This window comes from Frankia sp. CcCS3 (assembly GCF_977927575.1).
On the sequence record NZ_CDWRCL010000046.1, the window covers coordinates 1 to 21500 of the forward strand.

The 21500-nt window shown below is 67.6% G+C and carries 20 protein-coding genes and 1 pseudogene; 6 read left to right on the top strand and 15 right to left on the bottom strand.

Features of this window, described 5'->3' with window-relative positions; genetic code table 11:
* The 4 genes from AC08OQ_RS06695 to AC08OQ_RS06710 all read left to right on the top strand — a co-directional run.
* The coding region (locus tag AC08OQ_RS06695; protein WP_476611947.1) for a polysaccharide deacetylase family protein at positions 1-289 on the top strand (289 nt) is incomplete at its 5' end.
* Positions 290-294: 5 nt separating this feature from the next.
* Positions 295-699, top strand: coding sequence for a polysaccharide deacetylase family protein (locus AC08OQ_RS06700; RefSeq protein ID WP_476598678.1), 405 nt, complete (start codon positions 295-297; stop codon positions 697-699).
* A gap of 251 nt (positions 700-950) precedes the next feature.
* Positions 951-1496 (top strand): glycosyltransferase family 2 protein, encoded by a 546-nt coding sequence (locus tag AC08OQ_RS06705; RefSeq protein WP_476604437.1) that lies wholly within the window; start codon positions 951-953, stop codon positions 1494-1496.
* A complete protein-coding gene (locus AC08OQ_RS06710) occupies positions 1442-1963 on the top strand; it encodes a glycosyltransferase family 2 protein (protein WP_462186943.1) in 522 nt (173 codons plus the stop codon). The genes AC08OQ_RS06705 and AC08OQ_RS06710 overlap by 55 nt, the downstream gene beginning before the upstream one ends.
* A gap of 317 nt (positions 1964-2280) precedes the next feature.
* Here the strand turns inward: AC08OQ_RS06710 and AC08OQ_RS06715 are convergent.
* A pseudogene (locus AC08OQ_RS06715) lies at positions 2281-2574 on the bottom strand (glycosyltransferase family 2 protein); the annotation flags it as partial.
* Positions 2575-3122: 548 nt separating this feature from the next.
* On the opposite strand from AC08OQ_RS06715, the gene AC08OQ_RS06720 reads away from it, so the two are divergent.
* Positions 3123-4616, top strand: a complete 1494-nt coding sequence (locus AC08OQ_RS06720; protein WP_476611948.1) for a sugar transferase — start codon at positions 3123-3125, stop codon at positions 4614-4616.
* Here AC08OQ_RS06720 and AC08OQ_RS06725 read toward each other — a convergent pair.
* From AC08OQ_RS06725 to AC08OQ_RS06735, 3 genes are all read right to left on the bottom strand, one after another.
* Positions 4613-5554: a glycosyltransferase family 2 protein gene (locus tag AC08OQ_RS06725; protein ID WP_462202490.1), complete on the bottom strand. Its 942-nt coding sequence runs from the start codon at positions 5552-5554 to the stop codon at positions 4613-4615. The two genes, AC08OQ_RS06720 and AC08OQ_RS06725, sit on opposite strands and share 4 nt — an antisense overlap.
* Before the next feature lie 226 nt (positions 5555-5780).
* The gene (locus tag AC08OQ_RS06730; RefSeq protein ID WP_462188456.1) at positions 5781-6263 is read right to left on the bottom strand and encodes a YdcF family protein; all 483 of its coding nucleotides are present in this window, start codon (positions 6261-6263) and stop codon (positions 5781-5783) included.
* Positions 6264-6526: 263 nt separating this feature from the next.
* The gene (locus AC08OQ_RS06735) at positions 6527-7282 is read right to left on the bottom strand and encodes a glycosyltransferase family 4 protein (protein ID WP_476611949.1); all 756 of its coding nucleotides are present in this window, start codon (positions 7280-7282) and stop codon (positions 6527-6529) included.
* A gap of 137 nt (positions 7283-7419) precedes the next feature.
* Between AC08OQ_RS06735 and AC08OQ_RS06740 the strand changes: the two genes are divergently transcribed.
* A complete protein-coding gene (locus AC08OQ_RS06740; RefSeq protein ID WP_476611950.1) occupies positions 7420-8391 on the top strand; it encodes a glycosyltransferase family 2 protein in 972 nt (323 codons plus the stop codon).
* A gap of 21 nt (positions 8392-8412) precedes the next feature.
* Here AC08OQ_RS06740 and AC08OQ_RS06745 read toward each other — a convergent pair whose 3' ends face one another.
* The 11 genes from AC08OQ_RS06745 to AC08OQ_RS06795 all read right to left on the bottom strand — a co-directional run bounded on the left by AC08OQ_RS06745 (position 8413) and on the right by AC08OQ_RS06795 (position 21499).
* Positions 8413-9354 carry a right-handed parallel beta-helix repeat-containing protein gene (locus AC08OQ_RS06745; RefSeq protein ID WP_476598671.1) on the bottom strand — a complete coding sequence of 314 codons (942 nt, stop codon included), beginning with the start codon at positions 9352-9354 and terminating at the stop codon, positions 8413-8415.
* A 145-nt stretch (positions 9355-9499) separates the two neighbouring features.
* Positions 9500-10705, bottom strand: a complete 1206-nt coding sequence (locus AC08OQ_RS06750) for a glycosyltransferase (RefSeq protein ID WP_476598669.1) — start codon at positions 10703-10705, stop codon at positions 9500-9502.
* Between the two features lie 34 nt (positions 10706-10739).
* Entirely contained in the window at positions 10740-12347 is a 1608-nt protein-coding gene (locus tag AC08OQ_RS06755) for a lipopolysaccharide biosynthesis protein (protein ID WP_476604432.1), read from the bottom strand.
* The gene (locus AC08OQ_RS06760; protein WP_476598665.1) at positions 12344-13813 is read right to left on the bottom strand and encodes an O-antigen ligase family protein; all 1470 of its coding nucleotides are present in this window, start codon (positions 13811-13813) and stop codon (positions 12344-12346) included. Before AC08OQ_RS06760 ends, AC08OQ_RS06755 begins: the two co-directional genes overlap by 4 nt.
* A 34-nt stretch (positions 13814-13847) precedes the next feature.
* Positions 13848-14621, bottom strand: a complete 774-nt coding sequence (locus tag AC08OQ_RS06765; RefSeq protein WP_462188463.1) for a Wzz/FepE/Etk N-terminal domain-containing protein — start codon at positions 14619-14621, stop codon at positions 13848-13850.
* A gap of 186 nt (positions 14622-14807) precedes the next feature.
* Positions 14808-15827 (bottom strand): glycosyltransferase family 2 protein, encoded by a 1020-nt coding sequence (locus AC08OQ_RS06770; protein WP_476598663.1) that lies wholly within the window; start codon positions 15825-15827, stop codon positions 14808-14810.
* A 51-nt stretch (positions 15828-15878) separates the two neighbouring features.
* On the bottom strand, positions 15879-17123 hold the full coding sequence (locus AC08OQ_RS06775; protein ID WP_476598662.1) for a class I SAM-dependent methyltransferase: 1245 nt from the start codon (positions 17121-17123) through the stop codon (positions 15879-15881).
* Positions 17124-18314, bottom strand: coding sequence for a class I SAM-dependent methyltransferase (locus tag AC08OQ_RS06780; RefSeq protein ID WP_476592207.1), 1191 nt, complete (start codon positions 18312-18314; stop codon positions 17124-17126).
* Positions 18315-18429: 115 nt separating this feature from the next.
* Positions 18430-19470, bottom strand: coding sequence for an NAD-dependent epimerase/dehydratase family protein (locus tag AC08OQ_RS06785; RefSeq protein ID WP_462186774.1), 1041 nt, complete (start codon positions 19468-19470; stop codon positions 18430-18432).
* A 5-nt stretch (positions 19471-19475) separates the two neighbouring features.
* The gene (gene rfbF / locus AC08OQ_RS06790) at positions 19476-20249 is read right to left on the bottom strand and encodes a glucose-1-phosphate cytidylyltransferase (protein WP_476598659.1); all 774 of its coding nucleotides are present in this window, start codon (positions 20247-20249) and stop codon (positions 19476-19478) included.
* The gene (locus tag AC08OQ_RS06795; RefSeq protein ID WP_476611951.1) at positions 20246-21499 is read right to left on the bottom strand and encodes a glycosyltransferase family 4 protein; all 1254 of its coding nucleotides are present in this window, start codon (positions 21497-21499) and stop codon (positions 20246-20248) included. Before AC08OQ_RS06795 ends, rfbF begins: the two co-directional genes overlap by 4 nt.
* Between the last annotated feature and the right edge of the window lies 1 nt (position 21500).

Consider the following 21500-nt stretch of genomic DNA (forward strand, 5'->3'; position numbering starts at 1 on the left):
GGCTGGGGTCTCACGCCCACCCCGGTTAACTTCGAAGACCCGGCATCAGTCCCTGGTCCTCACCTTCGACGACGCCTATGCGAGTCTGTTCGAGCATGCCGTGCCCGTCCTTCGGGAACTTGGTATTCCCGCGACGGTTTTCGTGGTCACGAAAGAGATCGGCGGTTGGAACAGGTGGGATGCGGTGAACGGCGCCGCCAGGCTACCGCTCCTCGACGCGAGCCGGCTGCGCGCCCTTCACCGGGAAGGCTGGGAAGTGGCGGCGCACTCCCGCACTCACGGGAGTTGACGAGGATGAGCAGGGCCGGCCTGTGGGACGAGCTTTCCGCGGCGCGCAGCGACCTCGCGGCCATCGGGCTGCCGAGGCCACGCCTGTTCGCCTATCCCTACGGGGAACATGACGCGCGCGTGCGCATGATGGTGAAGAAAGCGGGATACGACGCGGCGTTCACGCTGCTGACTCGGCGTGCCTTCCCGACAGCTCAGGACCGCTATGCCCTGCCCAGGATCGAGGTGGGGCGCCAGACCCGCGTTGATGCGCTCGTCGAGACGGCACGCAGACCGCAGGTTTACCGACGCCCCGACCTCGAGCGGGAACTGGGTGGGGCATTGCGTCGAGTTATCCCGGCCCAACGGACGATCCGCGGACGCGCCGGGGATCACGAGGCAGAAGATCACGAGGCGAGGAGCGCCGGATGAACCCGCACGGGAATCGGGAGTCCCCAACCGGTCCGGCCGCGACCGACGAGGGTACCTGCTGCTGTCAGCTCGAGGTGTCGGCCGAGGGCGTCGTGCGCTCGGCCGTGCCGCCACGCGACCATCAGCGACGTGCGCGGGTCCTCGTCCTGCTGCACGGTGAGCCGCTCGGCTATGCCGCGGCCGCCAGGACGGCCACCGGCATCGACGTCGATGAGCTGCTCGGCAGGGTCTGGTCGGAGTTCGGCGGGCGCATGAACGATCACCTGGTCAGCGAGGGTCTCCGCCCGCTCGAGCGCCTCGAGGCCCGCACCAGGCCTGCCGCAGCCACCGAGGCCTGCCCAAACAAGGTTCAATCCACAGATCTCGATTCCACGGATCTCGTCTCCGTCGTCGTCCCCACCAGAGACCGCAGTGAGATCCTGGCCAACTGCCTGCGTCGACTCACGGAGATCACCTATCCGGCCGTCGAGTTCCTCATCGTGGACAATGCACCGTCGAGCGACGCCACGAAGCGGGTCGTCGACTCGTTTGCGGCCACCGACGAACGATTCCGCCATGTCCCCGAACCACACCCGGGTCTCTCCCGCGCCCGCAACCGCGGGCTCGCGCTGGCGCGGGGGGTTTCCGGCGCCAGCCGGACGTTGCGTGCGTCACGGGACTCGTCTGCACGGCGAGCATCGCGAGCGCGGCCGAAGCCTACTTCGACGCCCGGGCGTCGTACTGGTCCACCCGCTGCGAGCCGGTGCTTTTCGACCTCGCCGACAACGAGCGGCACGGTCCGCTGTACCCCTACATAGGTTTCGTCGGCACCGGCGCGAATTTCGGGTTCGACGCCGCGTTCCTGCGGGACCTCGGCGGCTTCGACGAGACGTTGGGACCGGGCACCAGGAGCCGGGGCGGCGAGGACCTCGACCTCTTCGTGCGCAGGCTGCGGGCGGGCCGAGCGATCGCCTACGAACCAGCCGCCTTCGTCTGGCATCACCACCGCGCCGACGACGCGGCGCTGCTCGCCCAGATGTTCAGCTACGGCTCCGGTTTCACTGCCTTCCTGGCCAAGCTGCTTCTCCAGCGGTCGACCCGGGGTGAGGTGGTACGTCGCATCCCACGAGGCCTGCGTGGGATGGCCCGCATCGGCCATGCGACGAGCCAGCGGCTCGACGGGCGGGTCCAGGCCCCGAAGGGTGCCCTGCTGCGGGAGTTCACCGGCTACACCGCCGGACCATTGCTCTACGCCCAGGAGCGGCGAGCAGCCGCCAAGCAGTGAGACAGAAGACAACAAGGAAGGCGGTGACGTGGTGCAACGAGGAGGTCTCATGGCGCCGAATACGGAGGTCGAGATAGAGAAACTCCCACCGGAATGGGCTCTCCGCTGCTACCGGCGATCACCACGAATGGTGCAGCAAAAGGCGCAGCAGATAGCATACTGGACGTTGCGGAACGCGCCGGGACACCGGGTTTCGTGGGGGAACATGAAACGGGTCAGGCCGTTCAGCGACCGCTACGGATGGGACCGCGGGCTGCCGGTCTACCGGCACTACATCGAGCAGTGGATCAGTCGGCATGCCGACGACATCCGGGGGGTATCTCGGCCGGGTCGGCCGAGCCGTCGGCGTCGAGCGTGACAACAATGTCCCCCGATGCCACGGCAAAGCCGCAGGCCATGGCGTTGCCCTTGCCGTATCGGGTCTGGCGGACGACGACCACGCCGGGGCGTAGCTCGCGGGCCAGTCGGACGGTGTCATCGGTGGAGTTCCCATCCACCAGGATTATTTCGGCGTCCACCGGAAGTCGGCCAAATACTTCCCGCAGATTCCGCGCCTCGTTGAGCGTCGGAATCACCACGCTTACCGATGACGAATCACCCGAACCAGACAAGGACGCCCCCTGGACAGACCTGGATGGCCGGTGGACTACGGTGGAATTTCGTCCTGCCGAGCTTCCGACCACGCGCTCGTCACGCGCCGTGACTCTAAATAATGGATGTTGATAGCTCCGGAAGCCCGGTGCTGGCGTGTCGCCGACGGGGGTCGGGATATTTCCTCATCGTCGGCGGCGGACGGTACGCAACCGGCGGCCCAACCGTTTCCCCGGCCGGTCGGGGCATGGCCAGCGGATGCGTTCACCTAGACACGGACGCGGCGGCGATACGCGTCCAGACGGGGTGGCCAGACGGGGTTCTGGACGCGCGACCACTGAGGTGCGTACGTTCGCCACGACCGGCGGGTCACTGGGGCTGCTCACCGACTGGCTCACCTTCGCCGGCTACGGGAGCGGATCGTTCCAGGTCCAACCCAGCAGCAACTATGAACACCCACTGCCATCCGATGGAGCGGAGAACAACCGATATGGCCAAGGCCGGGGAAACCGCACGACGAAGGCCCGAGGTGCCTGACTCAACCGGAGGGCGGGACGAGGACCCCGCGATGCTCTCGTCGGTGGCGGCCACGCCCCGGGACACAACCATCCCGGCTATTCCGCAACAACGGCAACCAGAGCCGCCGGCAGCCGGGCCGCCGGAGTGGAAGGTCCGGCTGACCGCCAGAATCTTCATCATCGATGCCACGGCAATCACGGTCGCGCTTACCTGTTCCTATGTCCTCCGGTTCGGTATGAATTCGAACCCAACCGTCCACGGGGCGTCATATCTCTCCGTCGCGATAGGTATCGGACTGGGCTGGCTCGCCATGCTCGGCGCCGCCGATACCTATCAGACGAAATATCTGGGCATCGGAACCGAGGAATACCGGCGGATCAGCGTCGCGACGTTCCGACTGTGGGGCACGACGGCGATCCTCTCCTACGTCCTGCGCGCAGAAGTCGCTCGCGGGTTCTGTCTGGTGGTCCTGCCGCTGGGGCTGCTGCTGCTGATTACCGGTCGGATGCTCGCCCGCCGGCGGCTGGTGGCGGCTCGGCGGGCCGGCCGTGCCCGCCACCGGGTTGTCGTCGTCGGTGACCGTAGCACGGTGGCCGAACTCGTCAGCGAGTTCCGATATGAACCCGCGGCCGGATTCGAGATCGTCGGCGCATGCCTACCCCGGCAGGACGACTACTCGGCCGATTATTTTCCCTTTCCCGTCCTCGGTGCCCTGCCGGCGCTGCGGTCCGCCGTCGCCCGCGCCATGGCCGACACGGTGGTGGTCGCCTCATCCGCGGCGGTCAACATCGAAGCCGCCAAGCGGATCGCCTGGGACCTCGAGGGGACCGGTGTCGATCTCGTCATCGCGTCGAGTATGGCCGGAATCGCCGGACCGCGGGTGTCCCTGCGGCCGATCGCAGGTCTCCCCCTGCTACACGTGGAGAGCCCGGTCTATACCGGTTGGCGAAAGGTCGCCAAAGACATCTTCGACCGAATCCTTGCCGCCATGGCCCTCGTTACCCTGTCTCCGCTGCTGCTTCTCGTCGCGTTGACCATCCGGGTCGACAGCACCGGACCGGCGTGGTTTCGCCAGACCCGGGTGGGTAAGGACGGCCGCGCGTTCCAGATCCTCAAGTTCCGGACGATGTACGTGGACGCCGAACGGCGCCGGGCAGCCCTGGAGGAGCGCAACGAGGCTGACGGGCCACTTTTCAAGATTCGCGACGACCCCCGCGTCACTCGGGTCGGACGGACGCTACGGCACCTGTCGATCGACGAGCTGCCGCAACTCGTCAACGTCCTCCGCGGCGAGATGTCGCTGGTGGGGCCGCGGCCGCCGCTGCCGGCAGAGGTCGCTCAATATCACGACTCCGTCCACCGTCGATTCAAGGTCAAGCCCGGCCTGACCGGACTGTGGCAGGTAAATGGGCGTTCAGAACTGCCCTGGCGGGACGGGGTGCGGCTCGACCTCTACTATGTCGAGAACTGGTCGATCATGCTCGACCTCGCCATCATCGCCCGGACTGTTCGCGCCGTTCTGCGGCGGTCCGGCGCATTCTAGGCTGGCGGAAGGGGCGGATAGCCGGCCCGCCAGTCGGCCCGCCGAGTCCAGACGACGCGCCAGCCGCCGCTCCCGGCGCCGGCCGGCCGGCCGGTTACCGTGGCGAGGGCCGCCCGCAGCGCCACCCCGAGGAGCAGCATCGCCAGACACACCGTCCGGCGCCACCCGGTCCAACGGGTCCGCGCCAGTGTCACCTTGCCCGTCATCACCAGCACGTGCTTGTCCGCCCATCCGGCGGAGGACGCACCGCCATGGTGAACCACGACCGCGCCGGGTGTGATCACGGGATCCAGGCCGGCTCGGCGGGCCCGGATCGACAGGTCGACGTCCTCGCCGTACATGAAGAAACGGGGGTCGAAGCCACCGAGCTGCTCGAACAGCGCGCGTGGGATGAGCAACAGGCAGCCCGTCACCACCCCCACGGCCCGAACCGTGTCGCGAGGCCACGGTCCCATTGATTCGGGATCGAACAGGGCCGAACGCCGGAAGGCGGTGGACAGTCCGAGGCCGAAGCACACATGGCTCCAGACGGTCGGGACAGCCCAGCACGACCTGGGGTCGATGGTCCGGTCCGGACCGAGGGTGCGACCGCCGTAGATGCCGTGCCTCGGGTTGGCCCGCGCGAAGTCCAGCAGGTTCGCGACCGCGCCGGGGAGCACCACCGTGTCGGGGTTGAGGAGGAGCAGGTACTCCCCCTTCGCGTGGGAGGCCGCGAGGTTGACCGCCCGGCCGAAGCCGAGGTTCGTCCTCTGCTCGATCAGGTTCACCGCGGGAAACCGACCACGGATGATCGAGACAGAGTCGTCCGTGGAGGCGTTGTCCAGGACGATCATCTCGGTCGCTAGACCGTCGGACGCGGCTACACAGGACTCCAGGCATGCCGCCGTCATGGCGCCGGTGTTGTAGGAGACGATCAGGATCGAGACGTCGACGCCCATTTCCCTCTCCAGACCCAGGTAATCTGTGTCGGCAGTGGTGGTCCGGCCGTCGGCCGTAACGCTGATCGTGCCAACTGGCCCCGGCCGCCAGTTCCTGCCTCACCCTAGACGACGGGTTGTCGTTCGGTTGGTTATCCGACCGCGGGCCGGTGGCGTTTCTGGCGCATTCCGGGTCCTCGCAACGCGGGCCAGCATTCCCACCCGGTCCCCGGTCGGCTCCTCGGGGTCAGCAGCTCCGCTGCCAGATCAGTGCCTTTGCGAGGGCGCCCCATTCGTAGGCGATCGCATAAGGCCATTCCCGGAGGCGACGCGGGCCGACCACAGTGACCCGCAGATCACCGTGGAAGCAGCGGCTGATGCGGACACGGGCGCGGGTGTCCTGCGCGCGGCCGGTGACGAAGAGGATCCTGGTCCAGCCATGTCGGGCGGCGAGCTCAGCGGTTGCCCGCGCCTCGCCCCGAGTGGTCACCGGGTGCGGAGAAAAGCAGATCACCTCCACCTTCGGTGCCTCGTGGGCGGAGCACCACCGCATCCCGGGGGTAGACATCACGAGGACGGGAGCGTAACCGGTACGGGCCAGTTCGATCGCCTTGCCGGTTCTGTCCCCCGGACCCGCCAACATGACGATGGCGTCCGCCTGGACGGGCACGTCGGCGGCCGGGAATACGAACAGCCGAAGGGTAAGCGCGGTGAAACCTGCCAGGACCACCGCGAACAGCATCACGATGAGCCGGCGTCGCCCCGCTCGTCCCCACCGGTGGCGCGCAGCCCGGCCCGCCTCCGGCGGGGGGCCGGATGACCGCCGCTCACCGGCCGGCGGTGACGACGCAGCGGAAACCACACCGTCATTCAAACATGCCGGTACCTGACCACGACCGAGGAAATCGTCGGTGCCCGAGGACCCCGGCCAGCCCCGAACCCCCATCTGTCGGTATTTCTCCTGACCACGGATTCTCCGTTTCCCGGGCCGGGCTAGAGGTCTCTCAACAAAGTCGCGAACCGGCGGGCCTGGGCTTCCGTGTTCAGGCGGTGCTCGACGTCCAGGTGGGCGGCCGCACCGAGCGCGGCCGCCCGGTCCGGGTCGAGCACCAGCTGCACGACCGCTTCAGCGAGCGCATCGGTGTCGTAGGGCGGAACGAGAATACCGGTACGGCCGTGATCGACGTAGTCCCGGATGCCGGGGGTATCGGTCACCACGACGGGACGACCACTGGCCATCGCCTCCAACACGACGGTGACGCCGCTCACGTGAAGATTGGGCCGGAGGCAGACGACCACCATCGATGCGGTCCTGTACAGGTCGCTCACCTCGGGAAGAGTAAGACGGTTCCGACGCCGGCCGAGCCACGGTGGCACGGCCACGTTTCGGGCTGTCACCAGCTCGAGTCTCAGCTCCGCCAGCCTCATCTCCGCCAGCCTGCTCCGCCCCTGGGACAGGCCGCGGACCAACGTTTCGAAGTCGCGGTGCCGATCATTTCCGACACTCACCACGGGCCCTTTCTTCGGAGGGTTTCCAGATGGCCGGAAAAATGTGGAGTCGCCCCCGAACGGAACGTACGAGAAACGGCTTTCAGGAATGCCAAGCTGCGTTCGGAGCGGCGGAATCTGGGCGGTGGAAAGCGTAAATATCCGACTGGCCCTTCGCAGGGCGCAGCGGGCGATCTCCAGCGAGCCGGGCCGTCGACCGGCGACATCGGCCAGCCAGTCGCCAGCGCCGGGCGTCACCACGGGAAGTGTCGTCGGGTCCCCACGCACGCACCCGGTCCGGCCACGATGGTCTACCGTGTGTGCCGCCCGCCTACCTGAATACGACTGCGTCGCGCGGGCCGGCGCCGGCCTGGGGTGATCAGACAGTGGATTTTGTCATGCAACAGTCGGATCGCGCCGACCCGGCGAGCGGAAAAACCCCCGCAGCCCCGGCGCACCATAAGCATGCGCGCGCAAGCGTCGTCATTCCGGCCTATAACGAGGCGGCCGTGATCGGCCGCTGCCTTGACCGGCTCGCCGACGGCGCCGCCCCCGAGGACCTGGAGATCGTCGTGGTCGCCAACGGCTGCTCCGACGAGACCGCCCGTCGGGCCCGCGACCGAGGTGTCCGCTGCGTGGAGACCGCGAAGGCCGGCAAGGCGGCCGCGCTGAACCTTGGCGACGCCGAGGTCACCGCCTTCCCGCGATTCTATGTGGACGCCGACCTGGAGGTGTCCGGCGCCGACCTGCTGCGGGTGGCCGACGTGCTGCGGACCGGCCCGGCACTGGCCGCATCACCGCGCCTGACAATCCATCTTGCCGGCACGAGCCGCGTAGTACGCGACTACTACCGCATCTGGCTGCGGCTGCCCTATGTGCGCAACGGCCGAATCGGTGGGGTCATTGGAGTGAGTGAGCAGGGCCGGGCCTGTTTCGATCGTTTCCCGGACGCAATCGCAGATGACTTCTTTCTCTATCACCGGTTCGCACCGGATGAGCGATGCACGGTCGACGGCACCTGTTTCGTCGTACATCCGGCCCGGACCGCACGCGACCTCGTTCGACAGAAAAGCCGGGTTTTCGCCGGCAACGCCCAACTGCGCGCCCTCGGGCTGGCGCCCGCGGGCGGTCCCACGAAGGGTGGTCGTGGCCTCGCCGGCGGGTCCGTGGACTGGCTCAGGGTGGTCCGCGCCGAGCCCCGCCTGCTCGGCGCGGCGCCGGCGTATCTCGCGGTCTCCACCGTGGCGAAGATGCTCGCCCGCCGGAAGGTTCGCCGCGGGGACCTCGGCACGTGGGAGCGCGACGGCAGCAGCCGCGGGGGCAGCCCAGCACCATCGCCATCGCCATCGCCATCGCCATCGTGTCTCTGACCTTGCCTCGGGTCCGGCCACTCATCGGGTCCGGCCACACAGGACCACCGGCCGGCCGGTGTCCGCCCAGACGTTCCCGGCACTGAAGAAAGTGGTCTTACCGGCATCGTCGTTGCCCAGCCGGCAGACACTCCAGCGGAAGCCGCGGCCGAAACGGTTGTCCGTCACGCGGAGGTTCCTGGCAGCGACCACAAGCGTCGTTCCGCCGGCGTTCAACCAATTGTGGTCGATAACCACATCACGGTTACCTCCGTTCGCCCACTCCAGAAAGACGACGGCTGTCTGGGTCTTGTCGTACGGGGAGAGGTCGAGGTTGTTACACACCACACTCAGGTCCCGGACCCCGCGGACCTGGATGCCGTCGGTATGGGCCCCTTTCGGTGGCCCTCGGTCATGGACGTAGTTATGACGGATGGTGACGCCGGAAACCGGTCCGAGCGTGGACGAGATGTGGAAGCCGTCGTCGCCACCGGAAAGATTACTGTACTGGATGACGTGACCTGCGCCACCTCTGATTGCGATCCCACTTGTCGCCACGTGATCGATCAGCACATTACTTCCGCGCACGCGGATGCCATCGTGGACGATCGAGTTTCTTATCGTCACGTTGTCGGCATAGATGTCGATGAGTCCGGAGAACTCCTTGTTCTCCAGTACCTGTCCGGGAGTGGCCAGTTTCCCGGCGGGCATCGGCTGGAACCGGGATCCGGGCGCGGGGCCGGTGTTCGAGGCGTCCGGCTTGCGGTCGCATCCTCGGGCCGCGGCCGGGTCGCCCCCTGGTAGGCCGCGGGTCGCGGCACCGCCATCCCGGGTCGCGGCACCGCCATCCGGTGAAACCCCGGCCGGGACAGTGGCCGGGACAGTGGCGGGGGCCGGTGTGCCCGCCGTCCGCGCGGGCCCGTCTCTCGAGCGAAGGGCGACCAGCAGCCCACCGCCCGCCACCAGCGCCACGAGCACCGCCACGGATCCAATCAGGACATACCGGTGTCGATTGGTCAAATCAGCGCGAGCCATCGAATCCTTCCAGAGCTATCCCACCGAGCCGGGGGCCGCGCCGTACCGGCCCTTTTCGTGGGTCTGGAGACCCGAGCGGGGAACTCCAGCCGGTCTACGCCTGCACTGCCAGGAGACGGGGCTCGGCGGGCGCGGCCGGGCCGAGGACGAAGTCCAGGAAGGCGACGTGCCGAGCGGACCAGCTGTTGTCCGCGACGAAATCCAGCCGGTCAGCCTCCGTGACGGCCGGCCAGGTCAGGATCTCGTTCATCGCCGCCACCGGATCGTCCCCCGGACGCAGCAGTCGGACCCGCCGCCCGATGCCCCGAACCGGGGCAAGGTCCGTGGCGAGGACGGGACGCCCGGCTGCCAGATATTCGTAGATCTTGATGGGGTCCATAGCCTCGGTCAACGGAGTGCTCCGGTGGGTGAGCAGGCACACGTCGGCCGCGGCGATCAGACCGGTCACGGCCGGCCGGGGCAGATGTCCGGGCAACCGCACCGACCGCAGCATCCGCAGCGACCGGACGGAGGCCTCGTCCGGGATGGGGCCGGCCAGAATCACGGTGCCGGCCGACGCCAGGCGGCGAATCATGTCCAGATCGAGGCGGGTGTCGACGGTGCCCGCGTACACGCACCACGGCCGAGGGAGGCGCCGGAGCCAGTCCGGCGGGGACGGCGGGCGCAGCCACTCGGCCGGGTCGACACCGTTGTGCACGACCAGCCCGGCACCGGTCGGCCCGGCACCGGTCGGATGGAGGCGTTCCAGCAGCGGCCTGGACACCGCGATGACCGGCAGCCGCCGGCGCCGGATCTCCTCGTAGGCATGCCGGAAGGCCGGATGCCACCGCCGTAGCGATGGGTGGGTCGCCCAGTCGTCCCGGGCGTAGTACATGACCAAGCCGGCCCAGGACATGTCGGCGAAGCCCGCCAGCGGCGGATACATAGTGATCACGACGGGTCGTTTGCAGCCGGCCCGGCCCGCGGCCCGGCCGAGCCTCCTGTCATACCGCCGATAGGCCGCCCGCAGCGACGGCAGCGTCACCGGGTCCTTGCGGCGCCACCGCTGCGGCGACACCAGATGCCCCTCAACGCCACCGGACGGTGGCAGGACGGTGGTCCGGCCGCCCCGCAGCACCGTACCGAGGTGGCTCCGAAACGGCTCGGCCACGACCACGCGCCGGACCCTGGGCGATCGCAGCAGGGTGAGCAGTAGACGATCGGGAGGACGCATGTACGCCCTGATCGCCATGTCCTGGAGCGTCTCGATCGGCAGGGCCAGCACCACGTCCCGCTGGCCCGCCGTGGGGGCATCTTCCATAAGAGTGGACTCCTTCACCGTTGAGCCATCGGGTTCACCCGTGAGCCGTCGGGCCCAGCGCGTCGTCTCTGCGCGACGACGCCGGAGCAGGCTGCCCCGAGCCGGCGCTCGCGCGCCGGGCATACTGCAGTAGGTCCGCCAACGCGGGTGGGCGTTGTCTCCACGTGATCATGATGTAGGTCGCGGCACCGGCCAGCACGCTCGCCAACAGGCACACTGGGCGGGCAAGCCGGAACCCGTGGGTGAGCCACTGGACAGCGGCCATCACGGCGACGGTCCCCGCGGTCGCCACGACGTGCGGCCAGACCGCGGTGACCAACTCGCGCGGCTTCGCGTCCACCAGTCTGAAGGGAATCGCGAAGCCGGGCGGTAGCAGGAGGACGATCACGATGGCGTACGCCGCCGCGACCCCGTTGATTCCCCACGGCAGGCCGGCGAAGTAGCTGCCGAGCATCAGCAGGCCGGAGAAGATTCCCCAGCGCAGCAGCAGGTCAGTTCTTCCCTTCACGTTGTAGAGGACCCCGACGCTGAAACTCACCGACTGGATGCCGCCGATCGGGGCGAGCAGCCAGATGAGCGGCACCAGCCGTTCCCAGCGCGCGCCGAGCACGACCAGGACGACGTCGCGCGCGACGACAGTGAGTCCGGCCATGACCGGAAAACAGACCAGAGCGGCGAGCGCGCATGACCGGAAATAGACCCGGCGGATCGCGGCGTGATCGTCCTGGAGCCGGGACAGACCGGCGAACATGACTTCCTGGAACGCCGTGGAAACAGTGCTCACCGGATACATGAGCACCCGCTGCGCCAGGCCATAGTAGCCCAACTGCTGGGCTCCGAGGAAATGCCCGACAATCACCTTGTCGCCGTGCAGCAGAAAGAAGTTGAAGACGCTGAACCCGCTCAGGTTGGCGCTGAAACGCAGCACGGACCTGACCTCGGCGGGGCTGAACGACGCCCTGGGACGCCACGGCGACTGCAGCCACGCGACGAGGGTGGTGACCCCGAATCCGACCAGATAGCCGATGACCAGTGACCACACCTGGTAGCCCAGCAGGGCGAACAGGATCGAGCAGGCCACGTTGGCCGCCATCCCGATGATATTCGCCGCGGCGACGGCACCGAACTTCATCTCCCGGCGGAGCAGCCACTGCTGCAGGTCACCGAGGCTGGCGAGCAGCAGGCCGAGGCCCAGGACCTGGAGCACGGGCGTCAGCGCCGAGTCACCGTACAGGCTGGCCAGGCCGGGCGCCAGCAACGCCAGCAGGCCCGAGATGACCAGACCAAGCCCGATGTTGAGGAAAAAGACGCTGCTGAGCAGCCGCTCGCTGATCTTGTCTCGTTGGACAACCGCCATGCCGGTCCCGAAACCCCGCAGAATTTCGAGGAACATCACGATGACCAGCGCCATCGTCATGAGACCGAACGCCCGCGGTTCGAGCAGGTGAGCCAGGACGACCTGGACCAGCAGGCGGGTGACCTGCACGACAACCTGGTTCACCGACATCCACCGGGCTCCGCTGGCCATCGAACCGCGCGGCGCCCGACGGGACGGCGACGGCTCCGCCACGGTCTCCCCCGCCCCCAACAGGGCGGCCGGCCGGGTCACGGACGACCGGGTCACGGCCGGTGGCTGGCTCACCGCTGCCACCCGGAGGCCAGGACCGCCGGTGCGGGGGTCATCCGCCAGAGTGCTCCGGCGCAGCCGATGAGCAGGAACAGCAGGCCGGCAAGCATCGCGAAGCTCAGGGCGTCGAAGGTGAGGAAGCTGACGACCCCGGCCAGGATCGAGGCCATCAACGCCTGGCCGAGTTCCCGGTCATGCTGTTCCCGGGCCCGACGCCGCGCCCCACGGGCCACCAAGAGACCGACGGCGACCCAGACCAGCAGCACGATTGTCCCGACGACTCCGGTCTCCAGCACCGAGCCGAGTAGCTGATTGTCAAGGTAGAAGTACTGGTGGGGGGTGAATGTGCCCAGTCCACGGCCGAGGAGCAGCCTTTGCGTGAACAACTTCCAAGCCTGGGCGTAGTCCTCGGTGCGGCCGGTCACGCTGGGGTCCGCGCCGGCCCGCAGGAACAGCGAGACGGTCGCCTCGAGCAGACCGGGAAACAGCGTGTGCAGGACGAGGACGGACCCGGCCAGCGCCAGCAGGCCGTTGAGGCGGCGGCGGACCGGCCAGACCGCCGTCAGGGTCAGGATCGCCACGGCGGCGCTCACGGCGGTGCTTCGCGAGACGCTCATCGGCAGGACGGCCCCGATGACGGCGACCTGGGCCCAGGCACCGACCCGCGCCCACCCGCGGGCGGCGACGGCGTAGTACAGGGCCAACGGCAACACCACGGCCAGGACAACCCCGAACTCGATCGGATGCACGGCCGTCGCTGCGACCCGCTCGAAGCCAGACCGGACGTCGACGCGATCGACGTCCGGTCTGAGCGACATTCCCGGGGGGACCAGGACGGCGCTGTAGTTACGACCGGTCAGAAACTCGATCCCGCCGATGGTGGCCATGAAGGTGGCGCCCAGCACCACCCGGCGCAGCAGGCTGTCCAGCCGGGTCCGGCACCGGATCGCATCGGCGGCCAACAGCGTCACCCCGGCCTGCGCCACGACCGTCACGAGACTGCGATGAGCGGAGCTGACCTCTGTCGCTTCCACCACGCGGGTGAACATCATCGCGAAACTGAGCGTGAGAACCCATACGAGTACCAGCGTCGCGGCCCGCACCGGCTGGAACACCGGGTCGAACCGGGCGCGTCGTGCGGCCTGGTGAACCAGCCAGCCGGCAAGACAGCAAAGGCCGACGGGCACGGTCAGCTTCCCCAACGGCGGGAGCCGGTAGGTCGCCGGCACGGCGAAGAGAACGAAGACCATCAACGTCAGCAGCGTCACCGCGTCCCGCCGACTCGCCAGCAGGGGCACCGCCACGGCCGGGACGGCCAGCACCACGGCCGGCCCGACCGGCCCGAGCACCATCGCCGCCGCTACGGCGGCGGATCCGAACGCGACCGCAGCGAGCACCGACCCGGCGGCGCCAGGTGCCTGGCCGGCACCGAACGGCCCGGCCCCCGGCGCCGCCCGGCCGGTGAGAGAGCCGGCGGTCATCCGGCCACCAGCCCGCTGGTCACCGGTTCACCTCTCACCGGTTCGCCTCGAACCGCCAGGCGACCCGTCGAGTGCCCGCCATGGGATCTTCGGGGAGTGCGTGCCGTCCGCGCCGACCCCGGCCACGGCCACGGCTGGCGCCCGCCCGGGCGGGACCGTAATGCTCCGCCCCTCCCCGTGACCGGGCCCGGCGCCCGGCCTCGGCGTCGACGGCAAGCGCCAGCCCCAGCGCCGCTGCCACGCCGAGGAACGCGACGGTGCCAAGCAGCTTGAGGCTACGGGCGGGCTGCACGCTCGTCAGCGGCGGCTCGGACAGCGGCGCTATCCGGTAACGCTGGTCCGGCGGCACAGCAGACTGCAGATCGTTCGACTTCGCGGTGATCACACGTACCACCTGATCCAGGGTGCGAGTGGCCTCGGTGGGATCGGCGGCCGTGGCCGTTACATCGAGGAATACCGTCTCCGGTTGCACCGAGATCTCGTAGTCACCATGGAATCCAGCCGAACGGATCTCCTCCCGCACCTGCCGAGAGTCCATGATCTTCGACTCCGTGAGAGCCAGCAACTTGAGTGAATCGCCAAAGTAGGAGAGCGGGTTGACGGGCTGCAGGATAAACCCGGAACCGGAGGAGGATGTGGCGAGCTTCTGCTCCACCGACGGGCCGACCACGAGGACCATGGCCTTCGACTGGTAGACAGGCTTGGCGACAGACATCGTGATCCCGATTGCGGCCGCCGTGGCGAGCAGGATCGGAAGCATGACATACCATCGGCGGAACGCCGTTCTGGAGATCGTCACGATGTCCATGTCGGACTCCCCCGGTAAGCCGACGACGCCGACGGCGAGGCCTGGTCCGCACCATGACCAGAAGGTTCTGTCATTCGGGGCTCCAAGGATTCATACGCCTGAACCGATCCCATCATCAGCCTGGATCGATTCAATGTAGTCGCCCTGCGCCGCGCCGATATGCAGGCCGACCCGCGTGTCGTCGCGCTACCCGGACCGGTGGGATGGGGACTTCGCGGCGAGTCGGGTCCCGATTCGGGTCCCGAATGTCATGCGTACCTCGCCGCCCATGTGCCGAGCATGGGGCAATGCCCACTGCCGCCCCAGAACCGCCAGGCAGCGAGCCCGCTCGACCCGATCGAGCCGGTCGTGGGACAGGATCACATGAATCATCCGGACGGTCTTCTCCACCATCGGCAGCGACGGTGCCTGCCGGTGCGGGTCAAACCACAGAGCGCGTTCCTCAGCACCCGGGTTGGCATTCATCGAAGTGTTCTCGTGGAAACGCCTGAGAAACAGGCGTTCGGGCACCTCGACAAACTGTCCACCCAGGGCGAGTTGCGCCAGGAGAACCACGTCGGAACCGACGTATTTTCCGATGAGATCCGTCTTCAGGATCGCTTCTGCCCGTATGACACCGAATACCGGATGGTATTCGGTGCGGGTCGACAGGAAGTGTCGCAGACGCTCGTGCGGCGTCGGCTCACACAGGTTCATCCCATCCTCGAAGCCACCGGTCACCGTATCGTTCAGGTCGATGAGCGCCGTTTTGGGGTAGGCCAGGACGGCAGTGGGCGACGCGGCGGTCAGGGCCGCGACGCACCGGCTGACGAACGCGGGGGCGCAGAGGTCGTCGTGGGCGGCCCACTTGAAGTAGGTTCCCTCGGCGAGGTGGACGATCCGGTTGTAGTTCCAGGCCGCGCCGCGGTTCACCGGACTCCGGTGGTACTCGATCCGCGGATCCCGGCGGACGAATTCCCGGCAGATCTGCTCGGTTCGGTCGGTACTGCCGTTGTCGGCGACGACGATCTGAAGGTTCGGGTAGTCCTGCACGACGATCGACTCCAGCGCCCGGGCCAGGAAGTTCTCCCCGTTGAAGACGGGTAGTCCCACCGTCACGAGCGGCCGGGCGGGCGGGCGGGGTGACGGGACACCAGGCCCCGCCTGGCGATCATGCCCCTTGCGTCGGGCCTCACCCTGGGTGCCGCTGTCGACAGGTATGGCCATTCTCCATCGTCCCTCCGTCCGGCCGGAGCCGGACCTCTGCTGACGAGCTTGTCAACTACTAAGTGGCACGACCTCCGCGGGCACACCCAGTTCCGCCAACCGGCCGCGCACCTCGTCCAGATACAGCGGATTCGGGAGAAAAACGCGCCCCACCCGCTCCACCGACAGGTCCTCGGGTGCCAACACCGGATGCCCGGTGCCGGGCACGAACAAGCCCCTCTTCCGCGGGTTGAGGTCGACGACTCCCCGCACGGCGGAACCGGCGTCCAACACGTTGAGGAATGCCACCCCCTTGGACCCCGCCCCCCAGACCAGCGCACGCGGCGCGTCCCAAGCGGAATCGGCGGCCGTCGCCAGGTCGGCGAGATGCGCGGACCAGCGCCCGACAACCTCCCGGTAGACGTCACCGAACTTTCTGGCCTGGACCACGAACCGGTCCGTCGCCACCACGTCCTCGCCGGCGGCCGGTCCGATCCGACCGGGCGGACGGGCCGGCGGCGCCGTCCTGGCCTCGATCCAGAGGAACTGGTCACCGTAGGACGTCCCGGCGTCGGTGACGGTGAACCCGGCCGCGCTCACCACCCGCCGGAGTCCGGCCGGCGAGAAGTACGACACGTGCGGGTAGATGAAGTCCCACACCCCCGCCTCGCCGAGGACGAAGCCGCCGTTGGGCACCTCGAGATACAGCGATGCGTCCCGGCCGCCCAGCGCATTGCGGATATCGGTCAGGAAGCCCAGTGGATCGGACACGTGCTCAAGGACGTGCCGGCAGACGACAAGATCTGCCGGGAGATGGGAATAGCGCGGACCGTACAGGTCGACCACAAAGGTCACCGCGGCGTCGTCGGCACGTTCGGGGCCGATGTAGGTCGGGTCGTACCCGGTTCCGGCACACAGTCCCCGGGCGCACAACAGGCGCAGGAAGTCCCCCTTGCCCGACCCGATCTCGACAATCTCCCGCCCCACCAGGTTGTGCCGGACGATCAGACGGTCCGCCAACGCCTCGGCGTACGCCCGGAAGGCGGGCGAGAAGTGCAGCGAGTTGTCATACTCGCCGCCGTACTCGACGAGCCCGGCCTCGAACGCGACATTGACCACGGTGCCGCACTCGGCACACAGCGACAGCTCCAGAGCACGGCGCTGCGCGGCCATAGCGGCCTCCCGCGACGGCCACAGCACGCCGGTCATCACCGGCGAACGCTCAACACGTACCAGGTCTTCGAGCGCGGTGCCCTGGCACGCCGGACAGACATTGGTCACCGGACAGACGTTGTTCACCAGACAGACATTGCTCACTCAGACGGCCCTCAGCTCGGTGTCGACACCCAGCCGGGTCAACTCCCCCGCGATCTCGTCACGATAGATCGGATTCATGATGATCAGAAGGTCCGGCCTGTCTTCCCGCAGCCACTCGGACGGGACGATGCGGTGGCCGCTGCCCGCCATGAACATGCCGTGTTTGTGCGGGTTGATGTCGACGGCGTAGCGGACCAGGCCGGCGGCCGGGCCGAGGGTCGCCAGAAACGACACACCTTTGGAGCCCGAACCCCAGATCGCCGCCTTTTCGCCGCGCTGCTGCCCGTGCCGCAGCATCTCGCTCCACCGGTTCAGCGTCGTGGCCACCTCACGCTGGAAGTGCCGTACCCCGACGCGCAGGGTGGCCAGGTCGTCCTCGATCGGCAGCGGGTCACCGGCCGCCGGAACGGTGGACGGCCGCGCCTCGATCAGCAGGTACTGGTCGTCATAGTCGAGGGAGACGTCGAGCACCTCGAACCCGGTAGCTCGGAACAACCTCGCCAGCGAACCGGCGCTGAAATAGGAGCAGTGCTCGTAGTACACATCCCAGAACGCCGCCTCCTGCAGCACCCGCAGGACGTCCGGCAGCTCAAAGAGGACCGGGATATCGGTCCGGTCACCGATCGCGGCCCGGATCATTCGCATGAAGTCGCCGACCGGCGCGATGTGCTCCAGGGTGTGCCGGCACACGACGGCGTCGGCGGTCAGGTGCGCATACCGCTCGGAGTAGAGGTCCGTGATCCAGGTCAGCCGGCCGGCAACCGGGCTGGTGATGCGCTCGGGCCGGACACCCGGGTCGATCCCGATGCCGGCGCCGGCACCCTGCTCGACCATGTGGACGAGAAACTCACCCTTGCCGCACCCGATCTCCAGGACCGTCTTCCCGTACAGGTCGTACTTGTCGGTCCATCGCTTGGCAAGGTCCCGCGCGAACTCCTGAAAGCGGGTGGAGAATGCCTGCGTCTCCTCATAACGGGCGGAATACTGATTCTTGGCCGGATCGAAGGCCGTGTTCATGATGAAGCCGCAGCCCTCGCAGAAGGCGATCCGCAGGTTACCCCTCGGGAACGCCCGGGCCTCGTCCTCGCCGGCCAGCAGCAGACAACTGTGCGACGGGACGTCGTCCTTTGTATAGAAGGAGGTGAGACGGGAACCGCCGCAGGCGGGGCAGGCGGTGGACTGGTCAGTCATGGTACGACCCTCGGTGTCGGAACCGGAAGGATGAACCGGCCGCCCCGCCGCGGGTACGGCAGGTACCGCGGGTACGGCAGGTACGTCGAGCCGCGGGAGTGGCAGCCGAGCACGCTCATAGCACCCGCATCGGTGCGGCCGACCGCAGGGTGGCGTCGAGCAGACCGTCCGCCATGAGTTGCTGGATGCGCCGGATCCGCTGGAAGCGGGAGCCGATCAGGTCCTCCTTGGTCAGCCAGGCGGCGACGTAGGCCAAGTAGAGCTCCTCGACCCCCTTGCGGACGGTCCACACCGGCCGGAATCCCGGTATCTCCTCGGCGATACGGTCGCAGTCCACCCGGTAGTTCCGCTTGTCCGGCCCGGCCGTGTCCGCGAAGACCACCCGGCCGCCCGGCACGACCTCCTCGACGATCGCGGCCACGTCGCGTATCCGATAGTTCTCCGCCGACCGGCCGACGTTGTAGGCCTTGAGGTGGATCTTCTCGCGGGGCGCCTCGCACACGGCGAGCATCGCCCGGGCGATGTCCTCGATGTGTACCAGCGGCCGCCACGGCGTCCCGTCGCTCTTGAGGTAAACCTCGCCGGTCGTCACCGCGTAGCCGGTGAGATTGTTCACCACGAGGTCACCACGCAGTCGGGGTGAGACGCCGTACGCCGTGGCGTTGCGCAGGAAGACCGGGCTGAAATCGTCGTCGGCAAGCTCGGCGAGCTCCCGTTCGGCGATCACTTTTGACTCGCCGTAGGGGGTCACCGGATGAAACTCGGCCGACTCGTCGATGGGCGCGTCTCCGTGCGCGCCATAGAGGCTGCACGAGGACGAGAAGACGAAACGCGGTACGCCCGCGGCCTTGGCGGCGCGCCCGACCAGCAACGTCCCCCGGGCGTTGATGTCATAGGTCACGGCTGGGTTCAGATCACCCAGCGGATCATTGGATATGCCCGCCAGATGGACCACCGCGTCGTAACCCTCCAGATGGGACGGCCGGACGTCCCGAATATCAAGTTTCAACGCCGGCACGAAGTCCGGATCGAGTCCGAGGGTACACCCAGAGAACAGTCCGCTGTCCAGACCCACCACATCGTGCCCGGCGGCCCGGAAGAGCGGGACGAGACGGGTTCCTATATATCCGTCGTGTCCGGTGACCAGAATACGCATCGAGCTCAGTCCCATACCTTCCAGGGCGCACAGTCGCCATCCCACAGCGACTGCAGGAGTTTGCGGTCGCGTACCGTGTCCATACACTGCCAGAAGCCGCCATGCCGATATGCCATGAGCTGACCGTCCTTGGCGAGCCGCTCAAGGGGCTCCTTCTCGAACTGGGTGTCGTCGCCGGCAATGTAGTCGAAGACCTGCGGTTCTAGGACGAAGAAGGCACCGTTGATCCAGCCCTCACCGGCCTGTGGTTTCTCCGAGAACTCCACGATCTGGTCCCCGGCCAGCTCGAGGTGCCCGAACCGGGCGGGTGGCCGCACGGCGGTCAGCGTGGCGATCCTGCCATGCGAGCGGTGGAAGTCGAGCAACGTGTTGAGATCGATGTCCGCTACGCCGTCCCCCCAAGTCAACATGAACGTCCCCGTGCCACCGAGCCAGGGCGCGAGTCGCCTGATACGACCGCCGGTGGCGGTATTCTGACCGGTGTCGACCAAATTTACCCGCCAATCCTCCGAGGTACCCCCGTGCCGTTCCACATCACCATTCCGGAGCGACACCGTGAGATCACTGGTCAGCGCCGCGTAGTCCACCAGCCAGCGTTTTATATATTCTCCTTTATACCCCAGTGCGATCGTAAAATCGGCGAACTGGAAGTGGGCGTAGTACTTCATGATGTGCCAGATGATCGGCCGATTCCCGATCTCGATCATCGGTTTTGGTTTGATGACCGTCTCCTCCGCCAACCGGCTTCCCAGACCGCCGGCAAGAATACCGACCTTCATCGTTCCGCTCGTTCCCGGGACCCGGCCGTGTGAACCGGCGCTGCCGAGCCGCCCACGCGGGTCAAGCCGCCCTGGCGAGGGACCGGGATACTGGGGTAGCTGGCCTGGCGACCACGTAGCCGGTCGTGGACCCCAACGTAGCTGGGCTCCGAATACCGCCAGGACAATTCGTTCACAATGCGCTCCCGGCCCCGGGCGCCAAGGGTCCGGCGTCGGTCCGGGTCCGTCAGCAGTTCGGCGAGGGTCCGGGCGAAGTCCGCCACCGTGTCGGAGGGTACGTAGACGGCGGCGTCCTCGGCGCTCACCCGGGTCTCGGTCAGGTCATAGGCCACCACCGGCAGCGCATAGGCCATGTATTCGAGCGTCTTGGACATGGTGGACACCTCGTTCAGCGGGCTCCGCGGGTCCGGCGACAATCCGACCGTAGCGGTGGACAGATAGTCCCGGATCATCTGGTCGTCGGCCCGCCCGGTGAACTCGACCCAGTCGTCGAGACCGAGCCGGCTCGACTGTTTCCGCAGATCGTCCAGACAGTCACCAAATCCCAGCAAGGCGAAGGCGCAGTCGGTGCGCCCGAGAACGTGGACATAGTGATGTATGGCATCGAGGAGTCGGTCGACACCGTCCTGCGGGCCCATTATGCCCAGATAACAGGCAAGGTGCTGCCGGCCGCGCCGCAACTCGGGACGCTCCGCGGCAGGCTTCATCAGTTCGGGGTCCGGTCCGTTTCGGACGACGGTCACCCGTTCCGATGGCAGCCGCCCCCTAGTCAGGGCCAGCCGCCGGTACGATTCGTTGGTCACGATCACGTGGTCGGCGACCAGCTGGTTCATCCGTTCAAGCAGCAGCAGCGCGCGGAGCAACAGCCCCCCGTCCTTGCCGAACCGTGAGCGATAGAGTTCCGGACAGAGATCATGATGGTCGAAGACGAACTTCTTGCCGAACGGCTTGTAGAACAGCGCGAGCGCCCAGTACGTGTCCGGCGGGTTACACGCCTGGATCACGTCGAATCCGTGCCGGCGGGCCACGGCGACGGACAGGACAGCGGTTCGCACCCAGCAGTAGCCGAACTCGAAAACGTAACTGAGTACACCCTGGGTCCGGGGTGCGCCGCGATAGGTCCAGATGCTGACACCGTCGACGATCTGGTGACGCCGCTGCCCCGGGCCCCGTGGGCATATTACGGCGACCTGGTAGCCCTGGTTGCGAAGCGCCTGGCATTCCTGCCACGTCCGATGGTCGATCAGAATC